Source organism: Desulfococcus sp. (assembly GCF_041737845.1).
GTDB lineage: Bacteria > Desulfobacterota > Desulfobacteria > Desulfobacterales > Desulfococcaceae > Desulfococcus.
On sequence record NZ_JBGSQX010000175.1, the window covers coordinates 14431 to 34597 of the forward strand.

Annotated in this window: 19 protein-coding genes; 16 read left to right on the top strand and 3 right to left on the bottom strand. The window is 61.4% G+C overall.

What is annotated here, in order from left to right; translation table 11 throughout:
- Positions 1-9 precede the first annotated feature (9 nt).
- The 10 genes from glnT (at position 10) to ACEW8N_RS21510 (ending at position 11802) form a co-directional block, all read left to right on the top strand.
- Positions 10-1419, top strand: coding sequence for a type III glutamate--ammonia ligase (glnT, locus tag ACEW8N_RS21465; RefSeq protein WP_373501920.1), 1410 nt, complete (start codon positions 10-12; stop codon positions 1417-1419).
- 440 nt (positions 1420-1859) lie between these two features.
- Positions 1860-2513, top strand: coding sequence for a DUF4433 domain-containing protein (locus ACEW8N_RS21470; protein ID WP_373501921.1), 654 nt, complete (start codon positions 1860-1862; stop codon positions 2511-2513).
- Between the two features lie 18 nt (positions 2514-2531).
- Positions 2532-3584, top strand: coding sequence for a macro domain-containing protein (locus tag ACEW8N_RS21475; RefSeq protein ID WP_373501922.1), 1053 nt, complete (start codon positions 2532-2534; stop codon positions 3582-3584).
- A gap of 6 nt (positions 3585-3590) precedes the next feature.
- The gene (rsmI, locus tag ACEW8N_RS21480; protein WP_373501923.1) at positions 3591-4454 is read left to right on the top strand and encodes a 16S rRNA (cytidine(1402)-2'-O)-methyltransferase; all 864 of its coding nucleotides are present in this window, start codon (positions 3591-3593) and stop codon (positions 4452-4454) included.
- Positions 4451-6613: an acetate--CoA ligase family protein gene (locus ACEW8N_RS21485; protein ID WP_373501924.1), complete on the top strand. Its 2163-nt coding sequence runs from the start codon at positions 4451-4453 to the stop codon at positions 6611-6613. Before rsmI ends, ACEW8N_RS21485 begins: the two co-directional genes overlap by 4 nt.
- Entirely contained in the window at positions 6597-7229 is a 633-nt protein-coding gene (locus ACEW8N_RS21490) for a 4'-phosphopantetheinyl transferase superfamily protein (protein ID WP_373501925.1), read from the top strand. The genes ACEW8N_RS21485 and ACEW8N_RS21490 overlap by 17 nt, the downstream gene beginning before the upstream one ends.
- A gap of 155 nt (positions 7230-7384) precedes the next feature.
- Positions 7385-7885, top strand: a complete 501-nt coding sequence (locus ACEW8N_RS21495; RefSeq protein ID WP_373501926.1) for a hypothetical protein — start codon at positions 7385-7387, stop codon at positions 7883-7885.
- A 123-nt stretch (positions 7886-8008) separates the two neighbouring features.
- Entirely contained in the window at positions 8009-8509 is a 501-nt protein-coding gene (locus ACEW8N_RS21500; RefSeq protein ID WP_373501927.1) for a ferritin family protein, read from the top strand.
- On the top strand, positions 8484-9026 hold the full coding sequence (locus tag ACEW8N_RS21505) for an NUDIX hydrolase (protein ID WP_373501928.1): 543 nt from the start codon (positions 8484-8486) through the stop codon (positions 9024-9026). The genes ACEW8N_RS21500 and ACEW8N_RS21505 overlap by 26 nt, the downstream gene beginning before the upstream one ends.
- Positions 9027-9168: 142 nt before the next feature.
- Positions 9169-11802: a cytochrome ubiquinol oxidase subunit I gene (locus tag ACEW8N_RS21510; RefSeq protein WP_373501929.1), complete on the top strand. Its 2634-nt coding sequence runs from the start codon at positions 9169-9171 to the stop codon at positions 11800-11802.
- A gap of 62 nt (positions 11803-11864) precedes the next feature.
- On the opposite strand, the gene ACEW8N_RS21515 is transcribed toward ACEW8N_RS21510, so the two are convergent.
- Entirely contained in the window at positions 11865-12947 is a 1083-nt protein-coding gene (locus ACEW8N_RS21515; protein WP_373501930.1) for a M20 family metallopeptidase, read from the bottom strand.
- Between the two features lie 260 nt (positions 12948-13207).
- Between ACEW8N_RS21515 and ACEW8N_RS21520 the strand changes: the two genes are divergently transcribed.
- The 3 genes from ACEW8N_RS21520 to ACEW8N_RS21530 all read left to right on the top strand — a co-directional run bounded on the left by ACEW8N_RS21520 (position 13208) and on the right by ACEW8N_RS21530 (position 16455).
- Positions 13208-14575 carry a M48 family metalloprotease gene (locus tag ACEW8N_RS21520; RefSeq protein ID WP_373501931.1) on the top strand — a complete coding sequence of 456 codons (1368 nt, stop codon included), beginning with the start codon at positions 13208-13210 and terminating at the stop codon, positions 14573-14575.
- Positions 14576-14582: 7 nt separating this feature from the next.
- The gene (locus ACEW8N_RS21525) at positions 14583-15572 is read left to right on the top strand and encodes an RICIN domain-containing protein (RefSeq protein WP_373501932.1); all 990 of its coding nucleotides are present in this window, start codon (positions 14583-14585) and stop codon (positions 15570-15572) included.
- A 193-nt stretch (positions 15573-15765) separates the two neighbouring features.
- Positions 15766-16455, top strand: coding sequence for a DUF554 domain-containing protein (locus ACEW8N_RS21530; RefSeq protein ID WP_373501933.1), 690 nt, complete (start codon positions 15766-15768; stop codon positions 16453-16455).
- 124 nt (positions 16456-16579) lie between these two features.
- Here ACEW8N_RS21530 and ACEW8N_RS21535 read toward each other — a convergent pair whose 3' ends face one another.
- Positions 16580-17311, bottom strand: coding sequence for a response regulator transcription factor (locus tag ACEW8N_RS21535; protein ID WP_373501934.1), 732 nt, complete (start codon positions 17309-17311; stop codon positions 16580-16582).
- 53 nt (positions 17312-17364) lie between these two features.
- Entirely contained in the window at positions 17365-18318 is a 954-nt protein-coding gene (locus ACEW8N_RS21540) for a sensor histidine kinase (protein ID WP_373501935.1), read from the bottom strand.
- Positions 18319-18452: 134 nt separating this feature from the next.
- Here ACEW8N_RS21540 and sfsA point away from each other — a divergent pair, with 134 nt between their 5' ends.
- The 3 genes from sfsA to ACEW8N_RS21555 form a co-directional block, all read left to right on the top strand.
- A complete protein-coding gene (gene sfsA / locus ACEW8N_RS21545; protein WP_373501936.1) occupies positions 18453-19187 on the top strand; it encodes a DNA/RNA nuclease SfsA in 735 nt (244 codons plus the stop codon).
- A 123-nt stretch (positions 19188-19310) separates the two neighbouring features.
- Positions 19311-19454, top strand: coding sequence for a hypothetical protein (locus ACEW8N_RS21550; RefSeq protein ID WP_373501937.1), 144 nt, complete (start codon positions 19311-19313; stop codon positions 19452-19454).
- Between the two features lie 82 nt (positions 19455-19536).
- The coding region (locus ACEW8N_RS21555) for a hypothetical protein (RefSeq protein WP_373501938.1) at positions 19537-20167 on the top strand (631 nt) is incomplete at its 3' end.

Consider the following 20167-nt stretch of genomic DNA (forward strand, 5'->3'; position numbering starts at 1 on the left):
GAGCACACCATGAACAAGATAGTTTCAATGCGGGGTTCCGCCACCAGTGAAAGCAGACGGGATGAAATTCGGGAGGCGCTGAAAGCCCAGGGCGTGGAATTCATCCTGGCCCAGTTCGTGGACATCCACGGCTGTCCCAAGGTCAAGCAGGTTCCCCTGGACTGTTTTGACGACCTGGCGACCGGCGGCGCGGGCTTTGCGGGTGCCGCCGTATGGGGGATGGGCCAGGGGCCGGAGCACCATGACCTGATGGGTCGTACCGATCTCGACACCTACTGCAGGCTTCCCTGGCGGCCCAACGTGGCCGTGGCCTCCTGCGACATTTATGTTGACGGCGAGCCGTGGCCCTATTGCCCCCGAACCAACCTCAAGCGGATGATCGATCTGTTCGCCGAGGCGGGGTATGCCCTGAACGGCGGGTTTGAACCCGAGCATTTCCTGGTGCAGCGGAAGCCCGACGGCTCCCTCAGGCCCTGGGATCCCCTGGGCATCGACACCCTGACCAAACCCTGCTATGATTTCAGGGGGATGTGCCAGACCATGGACTACCTTCAGGACATCATCCGCTACGGCAACGAGATGGGATTTGAGATCTACCAGAGCGACCACGAGGACGCCAACGGCCAGTACGAGATCAACTTCGGGTGGACCCCGGCCCTGGAATCGGCCGACCGTCTCGTCCGTTTCCGTATGATGGCGGGCCAGGTGGCCGTCAGATACGGCGCCACCGCCACCTTCATGGCTAAACCCTTTGACACCAAGACCGGCTCCGGCGCCCATCTCCATTTCCACGTCGCCGATGCCGAGACCGGCAGGAACCTGTTCCCCCTGAACGGCGGCAGCAGGGACCTCAAGGGGCTCGGCCTCTCGGATACCGCCATCCATTACGTGGGCGGGCTGCTCAAGCACGTCCGGGCCATCACGGCCGTGGCATCCCCCAATATCAACTGCTACCGGCGCATTCAGAGCGGAGAGTTCGTCTACTCGTCCACCTCCGGCTACACCTGGACGCCCGCATACGCCTCCTACGGCGACAACAACCGGACCCAGCTCTTCCGGTGCCCGGCGCCCAACCGGTTCGAGGATCGTTCCCCCTCGGCCATGGTCAACCCCTACCTGCTCATGGCCGCCCATATCGCCGCGGGGCTGGACGGCATCCAAAACCGCATCGACCCCGGGGATGCCATCATCGGGGAAAACGTCTGGAACCTGCCCCATGACCAGCGCCGGGAGCGGGGGATGATCCTCCTGCCCCAGAACCTCATGGAGGCGGTGACGGCCCTGGAGCAGGACGACGTGGTCCGTTCGGGCCTGGGCCCCATCGCGGACGAGTTCATCCGCCTGAAAAAGGCCGAGTGGGGAGAGTTCATGCGCCATGTCACCCCGTGGGAGGTCGACCGGTATCTGACGTTTCTCTAAATCGCATCCTCCCCTTCACAAGACAGCTCCGAAGGCCCTTCGGTGTTTTGCCGGGAGGTCTTCGGCGCTCTTCCTTCCCGGCCCATCCGAGATTCGGCCCCGCTGCACAACAAAGCCGCACCCGAATAAAAATCCTCGACTTCAATAGTACCTCTCAAACAGACCTCAACTCGTTTCCGATATTGATTTGTAGGGGAAGGTGTGACAAAAAAAAGAAGGCAAAAAGATCCATCCTTGATTGATCCCGGGAAAAAGTGATCAAGCCAGTCCCTTTGAATCCGACACCCAAGGTGCCAACATCCTATGAAAATAGTCAAAGATGCCTGCGAACTGCAGCCGAATGCATTGTCGATCAGACTGAGTGATCAGATTGAGCAGCTTGACGAATTGATCCATAATGAGGGCGTCAGAAACCAGCGATCGGGATAAGCAAGATCCAAATGACAACATCGCCGGCTCAGCCGAAACTCTACCATATCACCCATATCGACAACCTCGTTTCCATCATTGAGGCCGGGTGCATCGAGGCGGATGGTCGGCGAGTCGGGCAGGGGGGTGGCCAGACGTCCATCGGGATGACCGAAATCAAGCGGCGTCGGTTGCATGAAATACATGTGTCGTGTCATCCCAGCACCCGGGTCGGCGAGTATGTGCCCTTCTATTTTTGCCCCCGCTCCATCATGCTTTATATTCTCTACAAAGGAAATCACCCGGATCTCACTCATTATCGCGATGGACAAGGGCCTGTTCTGCATCTGCAGGTGGATATGGGCGCAGCCGTCAGTTGGGCGCGTCAGCACGGGGTGTGCTGGGCTTTCTCAGACCGGAACGCCGGCAGCTACTATGCTGAATTCCATAACAACCGAAGTGACTTGGACAAAATCGACTGGAAGGCGATCGCATCGAACGACTTTCGTGATCCGCTGATCAAGGAAGGCAAGCAGGCCGAGTTTTTGATCCATGATGCCTGCCCTTGGGGACTGGTGGAGAAAATCGGGGTCTTGAATGAAGTCATTCGCAATCACGTCGACGGCATCCTCCGGAATGTTCGGCATAAACCGCTCGTGACCATCGAGAGGGCTTGGTATTATTAAGTATACAAGGGGGTATTCATGATTGAATTGACGCAAGGCGACATCCTGCGCGCAGATGCCGAGGCGCTGGTGAATACCGTGAACTGCGTCGGCGTCATGGGGCGGGGGATTGCCCTCCAGTTCAAGAAAGTATTTCCTGAAAATTTCAAGCGTTATAAGGCCGTTTGTGACAATAAGGGATTGCAGCCGGGCAAGATGTTTGTCTATGATCTTAACCGTATCGGCAATCCCCGCTACGTCATCAACTTTCCAACCAAACGCCACTGGAAAGGCAAGAGCCGGATGACGGATATCGATGCCGGCCTTGGTGCGCTGGTTGAAGAAGTGCGCAAAAGAGACCTTCAATCCATTGCCATTCCCCCTTTAGGCTGCGGCCTTGGCGGTTTGCGGTGGGCGGATGTCCGGGCGCGAATTGAGGCGGCTTTCCAGGATCTGCCGGAAGTGCGTGTACTGCTCTATGAACCCACGGGCGCGCCTCCTGCGGAAAACATGGCCCATGCCAAGAAAGCGCCGGGGTTGACCGTCGGGCGGGCGGCGCTGCTCGTGTTGATGCGCCGCTATCTTGCAGCGGTCATGGATCCTTTTGTGACGCTCCTGGAGATCCACAAATTGATGTATTTTATGCAGGAGGCCGGAGAGGGGTTGAAACTCCAATACCACAAGGGACCTTATGGTCCGTATGCCCGAAACCTGCGTCATGTCCTGAACCTCATGGAGGGGCATTTCATCAGCGGCTATGGCGATGCGGCAGACAATCCGGAACGGGAAATCAGCCTGCTTCCCGGGATTCTTCCGCAGGCAGAGAATTTTCTTGAAAATCATGGTTCTACCCGAAGCCATTTTCAAAGGGTTGTCGATCTCATTGAAGGTTTCGAAACCCCTTTCGGTATGGAACTTCTCTCCACGGTGCATTGGGTTGCAACGCGCGAGGGCGCCGGAACAGCGGATGAGGCGGTCAGCAAAACCTACGACTGGAACAGTCGAAAGCAGATGTTCCAGGAAAAGCATATCCGACTCGCCTGGGACCTCCTCGATCGAAAGGGATGGCTCCAAAAAGCCATTACAGAATAATCCACCATGAAAACCACGACCCCCGCAGGGAAGCTCTATATTGTCGCCACGCCCATCGGCCACCTGGACGATATCACGATCCGGGCCGTCAGCGTCCTGAACCGGGTTCAGGTCATTGCGGCGGAGGATACCCGGAATACGGCGAGACTGCTCTCCTACCACCATATCGGGGCACCCCTCATCTCCTGCCATGAACATAACGAGGACGACCGTGTTTCGACCCTTGTGGCGCGCCTTGCCGGGGGGGAGGACGTGGCCCTGGTCTCCGATGCCGGCACCCCCACCCTCTCGGACCCCGGATATCGATTGGTCAAAACGGCGGTGGAAAACGGCATCCAGGTCATCCCCATCCCCGGACCGTCCGCCGCCGTCGGCGCCCTGTCCGCGTCCGGCCTGCCCACGGACTCCTTTGTGTTCGTGGGATTCCTCCCCCGGAAGAAAGGAAAGCGGGCCGAGGCCCTGGACGCCCTGAAAGTCCAGCCCAGGACCCTCATCTTCTACGAGTCCCCCCGGCGGATGAAGGCCCTCATCGAAGAGGTCGCCGCCGTCATGGGGGACCGCGAGGCCGTTCTGTGCCGGGAGATGACCAAGCCCCATGAGGAGTTCATCCGGGGACGGCTGTCGGATATCCTGAGGCGCCTCGCGGCGCGGGTAGAGATCAAAGGGGAATGCACCTTCCTGGTGTCGGGCCGCGGGGACGGCGGGGCGACTTCGGATGAAACAATGAGGCGGGAGATCGAAGCGGCCCTGGCGGAGCCGGGCGCCAGGCTGTCAGGCATCTCCCGCCGGCTGGCTGGCAAATACGGGGTATCCAGAAAGTTCATTTACCAGGAAGCCCTCAACATACAGGAAAGGAAAGACGCGTCATGAACAAGCTGGATGCAATCTTCTCCCCGCAGTCCGTTGCGGTCGTCGGGGCTTCGGCCACACCGGGGAAGGTGGGGCACGATATCTTCGCCAATATCCTGAGGGGCGGTTTCAACGGTGTTCTCTACCCGGTGAACCCCAAAGCAAAATCGATTCTGAGTGTCCGGGCCTATCCCACCATCAAGGAGATCCCGGATCCGGTCGACCTGGCCATGATCATCCTCCCCCCCAAACCGGCCAGAGCGGCCATCGAAGACGCCATCGACAAGGGCGTGAAAGGGGCCGTCATCGTTTCCGCGGGCTTCCGGGAGGTCGGAAAGGCGGGGCGCGAGATGGAGGACGAGATCGTGGCGATGTGCCGCAAGGCCGATATCCGACTCATCGGCCCCAACTGCCTGGGGGTCATCAATCCGCTGGCCCACGTCAGCCTCAACGCCAGTTTTTCCAACCGGATGCCCAAGGCCGGGAATATCTCGTTCATCTCCCAGAGCGGCGCCCTGTGCACGGCCGTCCTCGATTTTGCCGCGGACCGGGATTTCGGCTTCTCCAAATTCATCTCCATCGGCAACAAGGCCGACGTGGATGAGCTGGACCTGCTCCGGTATTTTCACCAGGATTTCGACACCGAGGTCATCATGATCTACCTGGAGGAGCTGCGCCGCGGACCCGAGTTCATCGAAGAGGTGAAAAAGATCACCTCCGGCGACCGGCCGACGCCGGTGCTGGTGATCAAGTCCGGCAGGACCAGCGCCGGGGCCCAGGCCGCAGCCTCCCATACGGGGGCCCTGGCCGGCTCCGAGGCGGTCTACGACAGCATCTTCGAACAGGCGGGCATCATCCGCGTCGACTCCATCAACGATCTTTTCGATTTTGCCAGCACCTTTGCCTACAAGAACCAGTCGGCCCTGGGCAAGTTCCGCAGGAAGGTCCCCGACGGCAACCGCGTGGCCATCGTGACCAACGCGGGCGGCCCCGGGATCGTGGCCACGGACATGACCGTCTCCTCGGGCCTTGTGCTCGCCAAATTCAAGGAAGACACCATCGAGGCCCTGGCAAGCCATTTGCCTGCGGCGGCCAATCTCCACAATCCGGTGGACGTCATCGGCGACGCAGCCCAGGACCGGTATGAAAACGCCCTGGCGACGGTCATCCGGGACGAAGGGGTCGACGGCGCCCTCGTCATCCTGACCCCCCAGTCCATGACCAACGCCCTGGGCACCGCCGAGGCGGTGGTCAGCATCGCCCGGCGCACCCACAAGCCGATCCTCTGCTGCTTCATGGGGATCGTGGATGTCTCGGCGGGGGTGAAGCACCTCCAGGAAAACGGCATCCCGGTCTTTCGGTTCCCGGAAAGCGCGGCCCGGGCCTTCGGTACCCTGTACCGGTATTCCCAGTGGCTGAACCGCCAGTCCCTGGCCCAGTTCACCCTGACCCATGATATCGATCGTGCGCGCGGGATGATCGCGGAATGTATTGCGAGCGGCAGGACCCGGCTGGGGGAACTCGACGGCCTCACCCTGCTTTCGTGCTACGGTTTTGACGTGCTCCCCACCGAACTCGCCAAAACCGAGGCCGAGGCGGCCGCCATCGCGGACAGAATCGGGTATCCGGTGGTCCTCAAGATCGTTTCCCCCCAGATTCTCCACAAGTCCGACGCCGGCGGGGTCCAGGTGGGCCTGAAGGATGCCGCGGCGGTAGAGAGCGCCTTCGCCCGGATCGTCGAAAGCGCACGGAACTACAGCGCCGATGCGGTGATCGAGGGGGTGCTCATCCAGAAGATGGCCGAGCCCGGGCGGGAGGTGATCCTGGGCGCGAACCGCTATCCGATCTTCGGCCCGCTGATCATGTACGGCTTCGGCGGCATTTTCGTCGAGGTCTTCAAGGACGTGTCGTTCCGGCTGGCGCCCATCGGTCGGAACGAGGCCCGCCGGATGATGCGCAAGATCAAGGGCCACAAGCTCCTAAAGGCCTTCCGGGGACGTCCGGAATCCGATCTGGCCACGGTCGAACGGCTCCTGGTCAGCCTATCGGACATGGTCGTCAACCACCCCGAGATCCAGGAACTGGACATCAACCCGCTCCTGGTCCACGAGCAGGGTCGGGGGGCCACGGTGGCCGACTGCCGGATGATCCTCAAGGCGGCCGATGAAACCGAAGGCTGAAGCGGCCGTGCGCCCGGTGATCCTCCGGGTGCCGGAGGATGATTACCTCCCGCTTCCGCCGAGGGATCGGGTCCGGTTCCTCAGCAGATACGCCCGGCGGGCACTGATCGCCTCCGCCGGGTTTCGGGGGGTGATCCTGCTCCCGGGTGAACTGAAAAATGAGACATCCGGCCGTCCGTTTCCTCTTCCCGGCGGATACTGGTCCATCAGCCACAAGCCGCGTTATGTCGCCGGGGTGTTCTCCTCCGAGCCGGTGGGCATCGACCTTGAAAAGATCCGGCTCTATAACGTCCACCTGAGGCCGAAGACGGCGGGCGAGGAGGAATGGCGACTGGTGGATCCGGATCTGCCGGAATCCTTCTTTCGATTCTGGACCGCCAAGGAGGCCGTGCTCAAGATCGGCGGCGCCGGCATCGCCCATCTGCTGAAATGCCGCGTGACCCATATCCAGGACGATCAACGCCTGTTGGTGCGATATCAGGAAACCGAATACCGGGTTCGGCACGTCTATTTCGATGGTCATGTTGCCGCTGTCGTCGAGGGGTCCTGCCCCGTTCGATGGGCGCTTCCCGATGATCTGGACTCTGAGGGCGCCGGTTCCGGGCAAGGGGAATGAACAAATGACCGGCATTCCCCTGGTTAACGGGTCAGATGCCCGCCGGGGCGGTTTGACAGGGTGCGGACGGCAATCTATATTAACGGATATCGACGCGGAGCAGTTTCTGAGCATTCGAAGTGCTTCATTTTCAGAGATGGCGGGGGAGGTGGGTGATGAAACGGATTGCCGAAAACGCGAGGTTTCTGGTATGGATCCTGACGGCGGCGGCCGTTCTGGCCGGATGTCAGCTCTTCAGTCGGGGCGTGGGGCGGACGGTTGAACCGGAGCGGCGCCTGCCTCTCCATGAGGGCGGGCCCCATACGGGGGCGTGGGTGGGCCGGGACATGGTCCTCTCCTACGAGTATGTCCGCCAGGGCGACGGCATGACGGTCAACGGGACCGTTGATTTCCGGGGCAGCATCAACAACTTCCCCATCATGCTCTCCTTTTACCTGGATGCCTATTATCTCAACGCCGACGGTCAGGTCATCGCCGTGGGTCGGATTTACACCGCCCCCATGGGACGGGAAACCGGAACCTGGCGTTTCACCCGCAACCTGACCATCCCACCGGACGCAGTTGGATGGGCCGTGGGATACTCCGGTTCAGCCAAGGATTACGGCTACCCCGGCGATGCGGCGGATTGGACCTTCTGGGACACGCCGTTCAAGTAATTCGAAGAACAAACAGGAAGCGCGTTTCCGGCGTTTCCTGGAAAACGGATGCGGACAAATCGATTGGCATTTCCGGGGGCGGGCCTGCCGGGACGCCCCGATACCGAGTGCGAGGAGGCATGGATGCAAGAGAACAGAGCAATAGAGATATTGAAGAGTGCGATGCTGCTGGAGATGCGGGGAAAGTCCTTTTACCGTAGCGCGGCCGCCCAGTCTTCGAACCCGGCCATCAAGCAGTTTTTCGAGATCATGGCCGAGGAGGAGGACTATCACATCAAGATCCTTTCGGACCAGTACAAGGCCTTCAGGGAGAGCGGGAAATTCAAGGACGCGGCCTACTCCAAGGCAACGGCGAACGTGGCGTCGGCGGTCCTGAACGACGCCCTCAAAGAGAAAATTCAGAGCGCCGGATTCGAATCCGCCGCAATCCAGGCGGCCATGGCCATGGAAGAGCGCGCTATCAAACTCTACGCGGAGCGCGCCGGGGAAACCGATGAGCCCGAGGAACGGAAGCTCTACGAGTGGCTCTCGGACTGGGAGAACGGCCATCTGACCATCCTGATGGACATGGACCGGGAGCTGACGGAAAAGATATGGAATGACAACCAGTTCTGGCCTTTTTAGGTTCTGCCCGTTCTGCGGGGCGGCGCTGGCGGGCTGCCGCGACGGCCGGAACGAGCGCCGGTGCTGTGCGCCCTGCGGAAAGACCTTTTACCGCAACCCCACCGTCGGCGTCGCGGTGATCCTGCTCGAGGCGGACCGCCTGCTTCTGGTCCGCCGCAGCGGCTCCCGCGAGGGGTTGTGGTGCATCCCCTGCGGCCATGTCGAGTGGGATGAGGAGATCCGGACGGCGGCCGTACGGGAGTTCCGGGAGGAAACCGGACTTTCGGTGGCCGTCGGCCCGGTGTTCGCCGTTCATTCCAACTTTCACGACCGATCCCGCCAGACGGTGGGCGTCTGGTTTTGGGGGGAGGCTCCGGCAGGAACGATGCGGCCCGGCTCCGATGCCGCAGCGGTTGGCTTTTTCCCCCTGGACCGACTTCCGCCCATGGCGTTTCCGACCGATCTTGCCGTCTGCCGGCAGCTCCGCGAATGCCGGCGGGGGAAAGAAAATCCCGTCGGACCCTCGTCCCATCCCTGAAATCCTATCCCCTAAATCCCATCGAGGGATCCATCCCCACGCCGCCGGCGTATTGACACGACCCTCCCATATCGCTTATAGACTGCAATGAGATGTCAACGCCAACCGCAACAGATGCTTCGAAAAGCCGTGAGGGGTGGAGATGAATGGATATGGGTTGTTAAACTATCCGGTGTGGGAACTGGACGCGCTGGGAGGCGGATTCTGGATCGCCCTGATCGCGGTCGTTCACGTGTATATCGCCCATTTCGCCGTCGGGGGCGGGCTCTTTATCGTGCTGACCGAAACCAAGGGGCACCGGGACAATTCCCCCGCGATCCTCGATTACGCCAGGAAGCATGCCGGGTTCTTCCTGATCCTGACCGCGGTGTTCGGGGCCGTCACCGGCGTGGGGATCTGGTTTGTCATCTCCGTCCTGAGCCCCCAGGGGGCGTCGATCCTGATTCATTATTTCTTCTTTGGATGGGCCACCGAATGGGTTTTTTTCCTGGGCGAGATCGTTACCCTCTTCGTCTACTACCATACCTTCGGGAAAATGGCCAAAAAGACCCACCTCGCCGTGGGGTGGCTTTACTTCATCCTTGGCTGGCTCTCCCTCTTCGTCATCAACGGGATCGTGGCATTCATGCTGACCCCGGGAGACTGGCTGGTCACCCGCGGCTTCTGGGACGGCTTTTTCAACCCCTCCTTCTGGCCTGCCCTCGTGTTCCGCTCGGCCATGGCGTTCATGCTGGCCGGGCTGTTCGGGTATGTCACGGCCCTGGCGGTCTCCGCCCCGGACCTTCGGGAGAACCTTCTCCGCTATTGCTCCAAATGGCTTCTGATTCCCCTTCCGGTCATTCTTGGCGCCGGGTGGTGGTACATCCGGGCGCTTCCTCCGGCTCAGCAGGAGATGATCCTGGGCATCTCTCCGGAAACCCTCCGCTATCTCAAGTCCTTCCTCTGGATTTCCCCCGGGATATTCACGGCGGGCGTGTTGATGTCCCTGCGCGTCGGCCTTCCCGTCAAACGGGGGATTGCGGGCCTGCTGCTGGTCATCGGACTTGCCTACATGGGATCTTTTGAATTCATCCGGGAGGCCGGCCGGCGGCCCTACCTGATCCACGGGTATCTTTATTCCAATGCGGCCCCCGTCCAGGCGGTGGAGGACATCCGCAAGACGGGCGTCCTCAAGGCTGCGCGCTGGTCGAAATACCAGGAGATCACCCCTGAAAACCAGATGGCGGCCGGCGCGGAGGCGTTCAAATTTCTCTGCAGCGCCTGCCATTCGGTCGGCGGCCCCATGCACGACATTCTCCCTCTCACCGAAAAGTATTCCCGCTACGGCATGGCGGCCATGCTGAACGGCATGGGGAAGATCAACACCTACATGCCGCCCTTTCTGGGCAACGCGGCGGAGCGGGACGCCCTGGCCGCCTATATCGCCGCGGGCCTCCACGGGAAGGCGCCTGAAGCGCCGGCGGCCGTCGAAGCGCTTCCGGTTGCGATTCCGCCGTTCAATGCGGATGCGGATGAATTCGTCCTGCTGGCCTGGAACGCCAAGGGAATGCACTGCGTCTCGGACGCCGACCGATACTTCAGCTTCGCGGCCCCGGGCAGCGATATTCACGCCCTCCTGATCCGGCGCGGGGAGTCCCTCGAGCGGATCACCAGCGGCGTGACCCTCCGCTACCGCATGGAAGCGGGATTCGAGAATCCGGCCGCCCACAGCGATTTCTGGAAAACCGCCGGATCGTTGACGGGCAGGGAGTTGGCCGAGGGAGCGGGGCTTTACGGGAAGCGCGTCGCGGACACCCTGGCCTATGACGAAGCGACGGGCGCGTTCCTGGCAAAGGGCGTTCCGGTCATGCCCTACGGCGAAAAAGGCAATTTCATGCCCTATCCCCGCATGACCGTTTCAGCGGTCGATCCCGGCGGAAAGGTGCTGGCCGAAACCCTTATTCCCGTGGCCGTTTCGACGGAAATGAACTGCCGGGAGTGCCACGGGGGCGGCTGGCGCATGGACGGCAAGGCCGGCCTTTCAGACGAGACGGCCGAGGATATTCTCGCGGTCCACGACCGGATGAACAAAACAAGGCTCCTGGAGCAGGCCCGGGGCGGCGCTCCCGTGCGCTGCCAGTCCTGCCATGACGCGGAAAAATCGCAGATGAACCTCTCGGCGTCCATTCACGGGTTCCATGCCGTCCACCTGACGGACCGGGGGCCGGAAGCCTGCGCAAGCTGCCACCCCGGCCGGCCGGAGGGGGTGACCCGGGCCTACCGGGGCATCCACCGGGCGATCGGGCTGGACTGCACCCACTGCCACGGCGAGATGGCGGATCACGCCCTCAGCCTGCTGGTTGCGGAGCGGATGGCGGGCAAGGCCTCCGCGGAGAAGACGGCAGCCCTCCTGACCCCCGCGAATTTCGCGTCCGCCGGGGAGATCCGGCCGCGGAAGCCCTGGATCAACGAGCCCGACTGCCTGACCTGCCACGTGGGTTTCCAGCCGCCCGAAGCCCTGGACGCCTTCAATCACTGGACGGCTTCGGAAGCGGATCTCTACCGGATGCGCTCCGGCGGCGGGGTGATGTGCGCGGCCTGCCACGGCAGCCCCCACGCCATCTATCCGGCCGACAACCCCTTCGGCAGCGATCGGGACAATATCCCGCCCGTCCAGTATCAGGGGATGCCCTATCCCATGGGCGCCAACAAAAACTGCAAGGTGTGCCATACCCGGGATATGGCCGATGAGATGCATCACCCCAACTCCCTCGGGATTTTCCGGAACGTCCGGTGAGCCCTGCCGGGAGGTCCCCGCGGATGACCGCCCCCGGTCTGCGTCGTCCGCGCCCGGGCGGTTCAGCAGGCGGCGATGAACCGGTCGAGGGCGGCGTAGAGGCGGCCGATGCTGTCGATATCGACATGTTCGTCGGCCGCGTGCTGGGTGTGGTCCCCGTCGGCCCCCCACACCACCCCCGGGATGCCGTGGGCCGCCAAAAAGCGGGCGTCGCTGGCGCCGTCCTCCCGGCCGAGCCTCGCGTGGGGGGCGGATTGCTGCAGCAGATCCAGATAAGGGGTCCTGCCGGTCGAGAAAATAGGCTCCCGGGTCAGGACCGTGAGGGGGCTCTGAATGCGGCGCTCCATCTCGTCGATGAGATTCGGGACATCGTCATGCTCCGTATACCGGATGTCGAGATGGGCGGCGGCTTCATCCGGCACCTGGTTGACGGCGCTGCCGCCGGCGATGAGGCCGATGTTCAGGGTCCGGTGCCAGTGGCCCTCAGGCTCGTATCCTAAAGTCTCCCGGTCGAAAAGGGGCTTCAGCCGCGCAAGGTCGTCCATCAGGATCTCGATGGCGTTGTTCCCCAGCCATGGTCGGGACCCGTGGGCCGATTTGCCGGATGCAGTCACTTTGATTCGAAGAATGCCCTTCTCCCGGGTGATGATCCGTCCGGTGTCGCCGCCGTCGAGGGCGATGCAGAAGTCGGCGCGGATCCGGGCGATGGCCTTGGCCGCGCCGTTGCAGCCCCCCGTTTCCTCGTCGCCGGTCATCAGGATGCCGACAGGCATGGCCGATTGGCCGATGCCCCTCTTCTTCAGCGCGGTCAGGTGGTTCCGGAACAGGACGAGGGAGAGGGCCACGGCGTATTTGTCGTCCACGGCGCCGCGCCCGAAGAGTTTCCCGTCGGTTTCGACGGGCTCGAACATTTCATCGGGGCCGTCGACAACATCGAAATGGCTCATGAGCAGGATTTTTGTCCGGCCGGCTTGAGGCAGTGCCCAGATCGACGGAATGCCGTTGGCGTCCTGGCGGTGATAAACGGCCCCGCAGTCATCGAGGGTTGATGCGATGAACTGCGCGCAGCGTTGAAGCTCTTCCGGCTCCGAAGCGCGTGTCTTGAAGCGGATGAGCGCCTTCGTCAGTTCGACGATTTCCCGCATGGTCCGATATCCTTTTCATCTTGTGTGGTAGCCCCTCCAGGGGCGCGGCAGGGTCGATGCTCCCCGAAAACCTTATAGGCAAAAGAGGCGGTCGGGTCAAGGCCGATGCCGATTCAGGGGGTTGCGTTGCAGGAGATCGGCCAACCCGGTTGACATTTTCCCGCAATTGTTTTTAGTATGCCGGTGATGCCTCCCGGCGGACGCCGCTTGCGACGGGAGGATGGAACGATGAAGCGGATGACGGTGTATAGGAGGGATTCATGAACGTTGGTTGCGGAGGCGGGGCGGGTCCGGGACGGGCTTTCGGCCCTGCGGCGCCGGGATGCCTGACCCGGAGGGAGTTTCTCTGGATGCTGTCCATGAGCGCCGCCGGAGCGGCCGCGGGGTGCGCTTTCGATCCCGTCACGGGGCGGTCTCAACTCATGCTGGTCTCCGAAGCCCAGGAGATCCAGATCGATCGCCAGTATTCGCCGAGGCAGTATTCGGCCGACTACGGCCTCACCCAGGATGCGGCCCTGAACCGGTATATCGACGGGGTCGGCCGTTCGCTCATTCCCCATACCCACCGGCCGGGAATGCCCTATGCCTTCCGTACGGTCAATGCGGTTTACGTGAATGCCTATGCCTTTCCCGGCGGGAGCATCGCGGTCACCCGGGGCATTCTCCTGGAGCTGGCAAACGAGGCGTCGCTCGCGGCGCTTCTGGGGCACGAACTCGGGCATGTCAACGCGCGCCACACCGCTGAACAGATGTCCAAGAGCCAGATGACCTCGGTGTTGCTGTCCGGGCTGCAGTTGGCCGCAGGGATGGGCGGCGCATCTTACGGAGATATTGCCGGGCAGCTCGGGATGCTGGGAGCGAGCCTCCTCCTGGCCTCCTACAGCCGGGACAACGAGCGGGAGGCCGACGCCCTGGGAAACGCATACATGGTCAAGGCCGGTTACAACACCGACGGGTTTGTGGATCTGATGGGAATGCTCAATTCCCTTTCCAAGGAAAAGCCCGGCTACGCGGACGTGCTTTTTTCCACCCACCCCATGAGCGATGAGCGGTATCGCACCGCCGTGAATGACGCCCGGACGAAATATCAGGCCTCCCATAATGCGCCCCTGGGCAAGGAGCGCTACATGGACCAGACGGCCTCCCTTCGCCGGATGAAGGGGGCCATCGAGCTCATGCAGAAAGGGGATGCCTCCCTTTCCAGGAAGCGCTACGACGAGGCCGAATCCTTTTTCAGGAATGCCCTGGAACAGGCCCCCCGGGATTATGCCGCCCTGGTGATGATGTCAAAATGCCTGATCGTTCAGGAGAAGAGCCGGGAGGCCCTGAGGTATGCGGATCAGGCCCGGGCCGTCTATCCGGGGGAGGCCCAGGCGTACTATGTGAGCGGGTTTGCCCGCCTCGATCAGAAGCAATTCCAGGAAGCCTTTCAGGCGTTCGACCGGTACGACCAGATCCTTCCCGGCAATCCCAGCACTGCTTTTCTGAAAGGATACGCCCTGGAGGGGATGGGAAGAAAACCGGATGCCGCCGCCCAGTATCAGAAATACCTCCAATCCGTCCAGAAGGGGGCCCAGGCGCAGCATGCCTACAATCGGCTGGTGGAATGGGGATACATCAGGAAATGATCGGAACATGAGGCTGCGGCGGCCTGGAGAAACCCTGATCCTCGCGGGGATGCTGCTGCTCGCGGGCATCGGGATGGCCTGGGGGCAGCCGCCTGCCGATCGGACCTGCCTGATCGTTTCAGCGGAGAGCGGCCTTGCCCTGCAGGTCGACGGTGCGGAAGCGGTCGACCTCGCCAATATCGGGGCGGCCGGCGTCAACGGCGGCGTCGGGCAGTGCTGGCGCTTCAGGCCGGAGCGTTTCCGGAAATCCTTTGCCATCGTCTCCCTCAAGAGCGGCAGGGTGGCGGATGTGGCGGGCTACAGCCGGAAGAACGGCGCCAACGTTCAGCTTTTCAGGGATTTCGGGAGCCGGAACCAGCGATGGCGGCTGGTGCCGGCCGGGGAGGATCGTTTCCGGATTCTGGCCGTCCACAGCGGAAAATGCCTGACGGTCCAAAGCGGCGGCAAGCCGGACAGGGCCAACGTCCACCAGTTCGTGTGCGGAAGCGGATCCGGCCAGACCTGGCGCATTCAGCCCTACCCCCATTCGGATACCGCCTACCGGATCGTCTCCCGGAAGAGCGGGAAGGCCCTGGATGTGGACGGCAAGAGCAAGGAGGACGGCGCCAACATCCAGCAGTTCCGGTTGAACCGGGGGCCGAACCAGCTATGGACCCTATTCCCCGACGGTGAATCGGACGGCAGCCCCGTCTACAGCATCATATCCTACCACAGCGGCAAGGCCGTGGACGTCCAATCCTCAGGCACCGGGGACGGCGCCAACATCCAGCAGCACGACTACAACGGCGGCGCCAACCAGCGCTGGAAATTCGTTTCGGAAGCCGGCGGCGACCTCCGCATCATCTCGGTGAACAGCGGCAGATGCATGGATGTGAAAGGGGAGAGCGTCGAAGACGGCGCCAACGTCCAGCAGGCCGGCTGCAACGGCGGAGGCAACCAGGTGTGGCGGCTGATCCCCGAGGGCATTCCGCCGGAAACCCCGCCTGAGGGGCGCTGATCCCGAACCCCGCGATGGAGTCGCCTCCCCGGCGGTTGGAATATCCCGAAGCGCCGCATCTTTCAGCTTGACACGATTCCCCGCCTTGCATATGGTTCAGGCCGTTTTCAGGGATCGCCGCCGCGGGAGCGCATGGGCCGAGGCCCTCACTCCCCGGTCAACCGCGCCAACACCCCTTTGGAAGGATGACGTTTTGCTGGGAACCGTGGTCAATACACTCGCGATCGTTTGCGGAGGCCTTGTGGGGCTTCTCCTGAGAGGCGGCGCCCCCGAAAGGTACACGACGACGGTGATGCATGCCATCAGCCTGGCCGTCATCCTGATTGGCCTCAAAGGCGCCCTGGCCGCACAGGAGATCCTGCTGGTGATCGTCAGCCTGGCCATCGGGAGCGTCGTCGGGGAAATGCTCCGGATCGAGGAGCGTCTGGAGCTTTTCGGGAACCATCTCGAACGGCGGTTCTCCAAGGGGGAAGGGGGCTTTTCCAAGGGGTTCGTGGCGGCGAGCCTTCTTTTCTGCGTCGGGTCCATGGCCATCGTGGGGTCGTTGGAAAGCGGGCTTACCGGAGACCATCAAACCCTCTTCGCCAAGTCCATTCTGGACGGCGTGGCCTCCATCGTCTTCGGCTCCACCTTCGGCGTCGGCGTGATCTTCTCGGCCGTTTCGGTATTCTGCTACCAGGGGTTCATCACCTTCACCGCGACGATGATCAAGCCTTTTCTCGTGCCCGCGGTGGTCGCCCAGATGTCGGCCGTCGGGGGGCTGCTCATCATGGCCATCGGCTTCAACATGCTAGAGATCAAGCGGATCCGCGTCGGCAACATGCTGCCCGCGATTTTCGTCCCGCTGGCCTATTTCGTTCTCCGCAGAATCCTCTCTTTTTGACGGTTTCGCAAAAAGGCCGATATCTGCGTTACGCGTATCCCTCGTCACTGCGGCGTACTGTAAGTACGCCTCATTCCTCGGGATTCCAAACCTTGATCTCGGCCTTTTTACGAAACCGTCCTTTTTAATCGTGGTCGAAGACATACCCCACCGACCGAAGGCTCCTGAAAAAGACCGGCTTCTTGGGATTTTCCTCGAAATATTTGCGCAGCCGGACAATGAAATTGTCCACGGTCCGGGTGGTGGTTTTTCCGGTATAGCCCCATCCCACCCGGAGAAGCTTGCTGCGGGACAACGGCTTGCTTCGGTTGGCGATAAAGAGCTTCATGAGCCGGATCTCCTGCTCCGTCAGGCGGATGGTGCCGTAGCGGCACTCTGCCGTTGCCGTGTTGAAATCGATGCGGTTGCCGCCGAACGCATAAACGGCGGGGATCGCCGCCATGGCATCCCGCTGGGCGCTGTCCTTGTCGCCATACCATGAGTACCGCTTCAGCAGCCGTTCGATGCGGAGGAGGAGTTCGTCCAGATGGAAGGGCTTGGTCAGGTAGTCGTCGCCCCCGTAGGAGAGCCCCTTGATCTTGTCATTGTGGGCGCTCTTGGCCGACACGATCAGGATGGGGATCTGCTCGTCCTCGAGGCGGATATGCTGCAGGACCGACAGGCCGTCGATCACCGGGAGCATGATGTCGAGGATGATCAAATCCGGCCGCTGCGTCTTCCAGAGCCTCAGGGCATCGGCACCGTCCCTTGCAATCTCCGCCGAATAGCCCTGGAGGGTCAGGTTCAGCTTCAGCCCCTCGGCGATATGCAGTTCATCCTCGACGACCAGGATTCGCTTTTTATTCGTTGTGATCATTGGCGTTATGTTTGAAAGCCGGTTGGGATACACCATGAAATCCGGGCGCGGCATTACCTGCGGCGCGGCAGGGTCAGGGTGAAGACCGACCCCTCGCCGCTGTCCCTGCTGCCGGCGACCATTTTGCCCTTGTGGATGCGCGCGATGTTCTGGACCAGATAGAGCCCAAGCCCGCTGCCTTTAGCCGTCATATCATCGGAACGGCCCGCTTGATAGAATTTTTTGAAAATGCGCTTGAGGTCCGATGTTGCGATGCCGATGCCGTTGTCCTGGAACCGGACGATAATATGCCGTTTCTGCTTTTCGAAAAAGATGTCGATTCTGGGGACACCGGAGGCGTTGTACTTGATGGCGTTGGTGAAGAGATTGATCAGCAGCATCTCGAACAGGGGGACGTTGATGGGGTAAATGAAGGCATCCCCCTCGGGGCAGTGGATTTCGATCCGGCATCCTTCAAAGAGATGATGGCTGCTGGTGATCAACTGGCGGACGACCTGAACCATATCCGTTTTGACGAATTCTCCCCCGTAGCTTTTGCTCTCGATCCGGGCGAGGTTCAGGATGCGGTTGATGTTGTCGGACAGCCGCCCGACGTCCAGCAGCATATAGCGGATGTACTTCATCTGATCGGTCCTGGGGATATCGTGCTTGAGAAAGGTCTCCAGATACAGTTTCAGGGATGTGACGGGCGTTTTCAGTTCATGGGTGAAATTATTGATGAAATTATGCTGAAGACGGTAGAGCTGAAGGGTCTTCTGACCATAGACGAAAATGGCGAAAATGCCGATCAGAATGAAGCCCACAAGGATGGAGAGAATGAGGATGACCACCCAGGTTTCCGACTTCAGGACCTGATGGGGATCGATGTCGAATCGCCGGGCGATGGTCACCAGGTTGGCGCTGGCCTTCGTGTACCAGTAAATGTACAGAAACAGGGAGAGGGCCAGGGCCAGAATGGAAATAACGAACACAAATATGGGATGATAAAACCATCGCGTACGCTTCATGATAAGACCTTTTCATATATGGGCGGGTGTCGGATGTCAATTCCCAACGCATTCCCGAAATGCCAGGAGACGGCCCCCGCATCCCGCTTGAAAGGACGCGCCGGAATGCGATTCGACGGGCGCCGGGGTGGCACATGACGGCCCACCCGCCGGAGGGAGCCGGTTATCCGGGGCTCGGTTGGCCGGAGATGATCCCCGGAAAACTGATCCGGAGATATAAACGGTTTCTGGCCGACGTGCTGCTCGAAGACGGCCGGACGGTTACGGCCCACTGTCCGAATTCCGGAAGAATGACGGCATGCTGCGAACCCGGCAGGCCGGTCTACCTGTCCCGCAATGACAATCTCGGGAGAAAGCTCAAATACACCTGGGAACTCATCCGCATGCCGACATCCCTGGTAGGGGTCAACACGCAGGTTCCCAACCGGCTGGTGGCGGAGTCCATCGATCGGGGCGTGATCCAGGAGCTTTCCGGATATGCGTCCCTGCAGCGGGAGGCGGTCGTGGGCGGACGCAGCCGGATGGACATCCTTTTGTCCGACCCGAAGAAGGGCCGATGCTACGTGGAGGTGAAAAACTGCACTTTCGTGGCGGACGGCGCTGCCCTGTTCCCGGATGCGGTGACGGCCCGGGGGCTGAAACACCTTGTCGAAATGCGGCGCCTGGTGACGGAGGGGGCGCGATGCGTCATGTTCTACCTGATTCAGCGCATGGATGCCGATCTTTTCATGCCGGCGGATGCCGTCGATCCGGACTACGGCAGGGAGGTCCGGCGGGCGGCGCGGGAAGGGGTCGAGATCCTGGTGTTCGATGTGGCGATTACCCTCCAGCGGATCCGGCTGAACCGAAGAATTCCATGGCGTCTCTGAGAGGCTCGGCCGGTCTTCGGAAAAAAATGTTTACAAAGTCGGCGTCATCTTATATTAACGAAAAGCGAATTTGTTGTGATTCCTAATGTATGGGCTGCTTTTTAACTGCTTAACCGGTTAGACATGCAAAGAGGTTTTTATGGTGAAAAAAACAACGGTAAAAACATCCTCAAAAAAGAAGACCGCCGCGAAGAAAAAAAAGACGGCCACCCAACAAGAGTCCATCGCGAAAAAGGCGATGAGCGCGGGGCCGAAACAGGAAGTTGAGAAAACGCCGGCGGCCGCAGCTGAACCGACACCGAAAAAGACCACCGTAAGACAGAAAAAAGCTTCTTCAGCGGATCTGTCGATGAAAAAGTTCGACCGCTGGCAGCCCGAAACGCTGTATACGGCGCCGGTGGACACGGCCTACCAGGCCGGATTTGCCGCCCCGCCCCGATTTGATGCGGCAGACGCCCGGGCCCGGGAGATCTTGAACCGCCGGTTCGATTTTGATTTCGCGGCGGTGTCGAAACCGCCGAAGAAGAAACGGTCCATTGCGGAGCTGCTGGCGATCAAATTCGACCGCTGGCAGCCTGAGACCCTGTATACGGCCCCGGTGGACGCGGCCTACCAGTCCGGATTTACCGCCCCGCCCCGATTTGACGCGGCGGACGCCGCATCCCGGGAGATCCTGAACCGTCGGTTCGATTTTGATTTCGCGGAATTGGCTGCCAAGGCCGAAGCGAAGCGGAAGGCGGCTGAGGCGAAAGCGGCGGCAGAGAAGGCCGAAGCGGAGCGGAAGGCGGCTGAGGCGAAAGCGGCGGCAGAGAAGGCCGAAGCGGAGCGAAAGGCGGCCGAGGCGAAAGCGGCGGCAGAGAAGGCCGAAGCGGAGCGGAAGGCGGCTGAGGCGAAAGCGGCGGCAGAGAAGGCCGAAGCGGAGCGGAAGGCGGCTGAGGCGAAAGCGGCGGCAGAGAAGGCCGACGCGGAGCGGAAGGCGG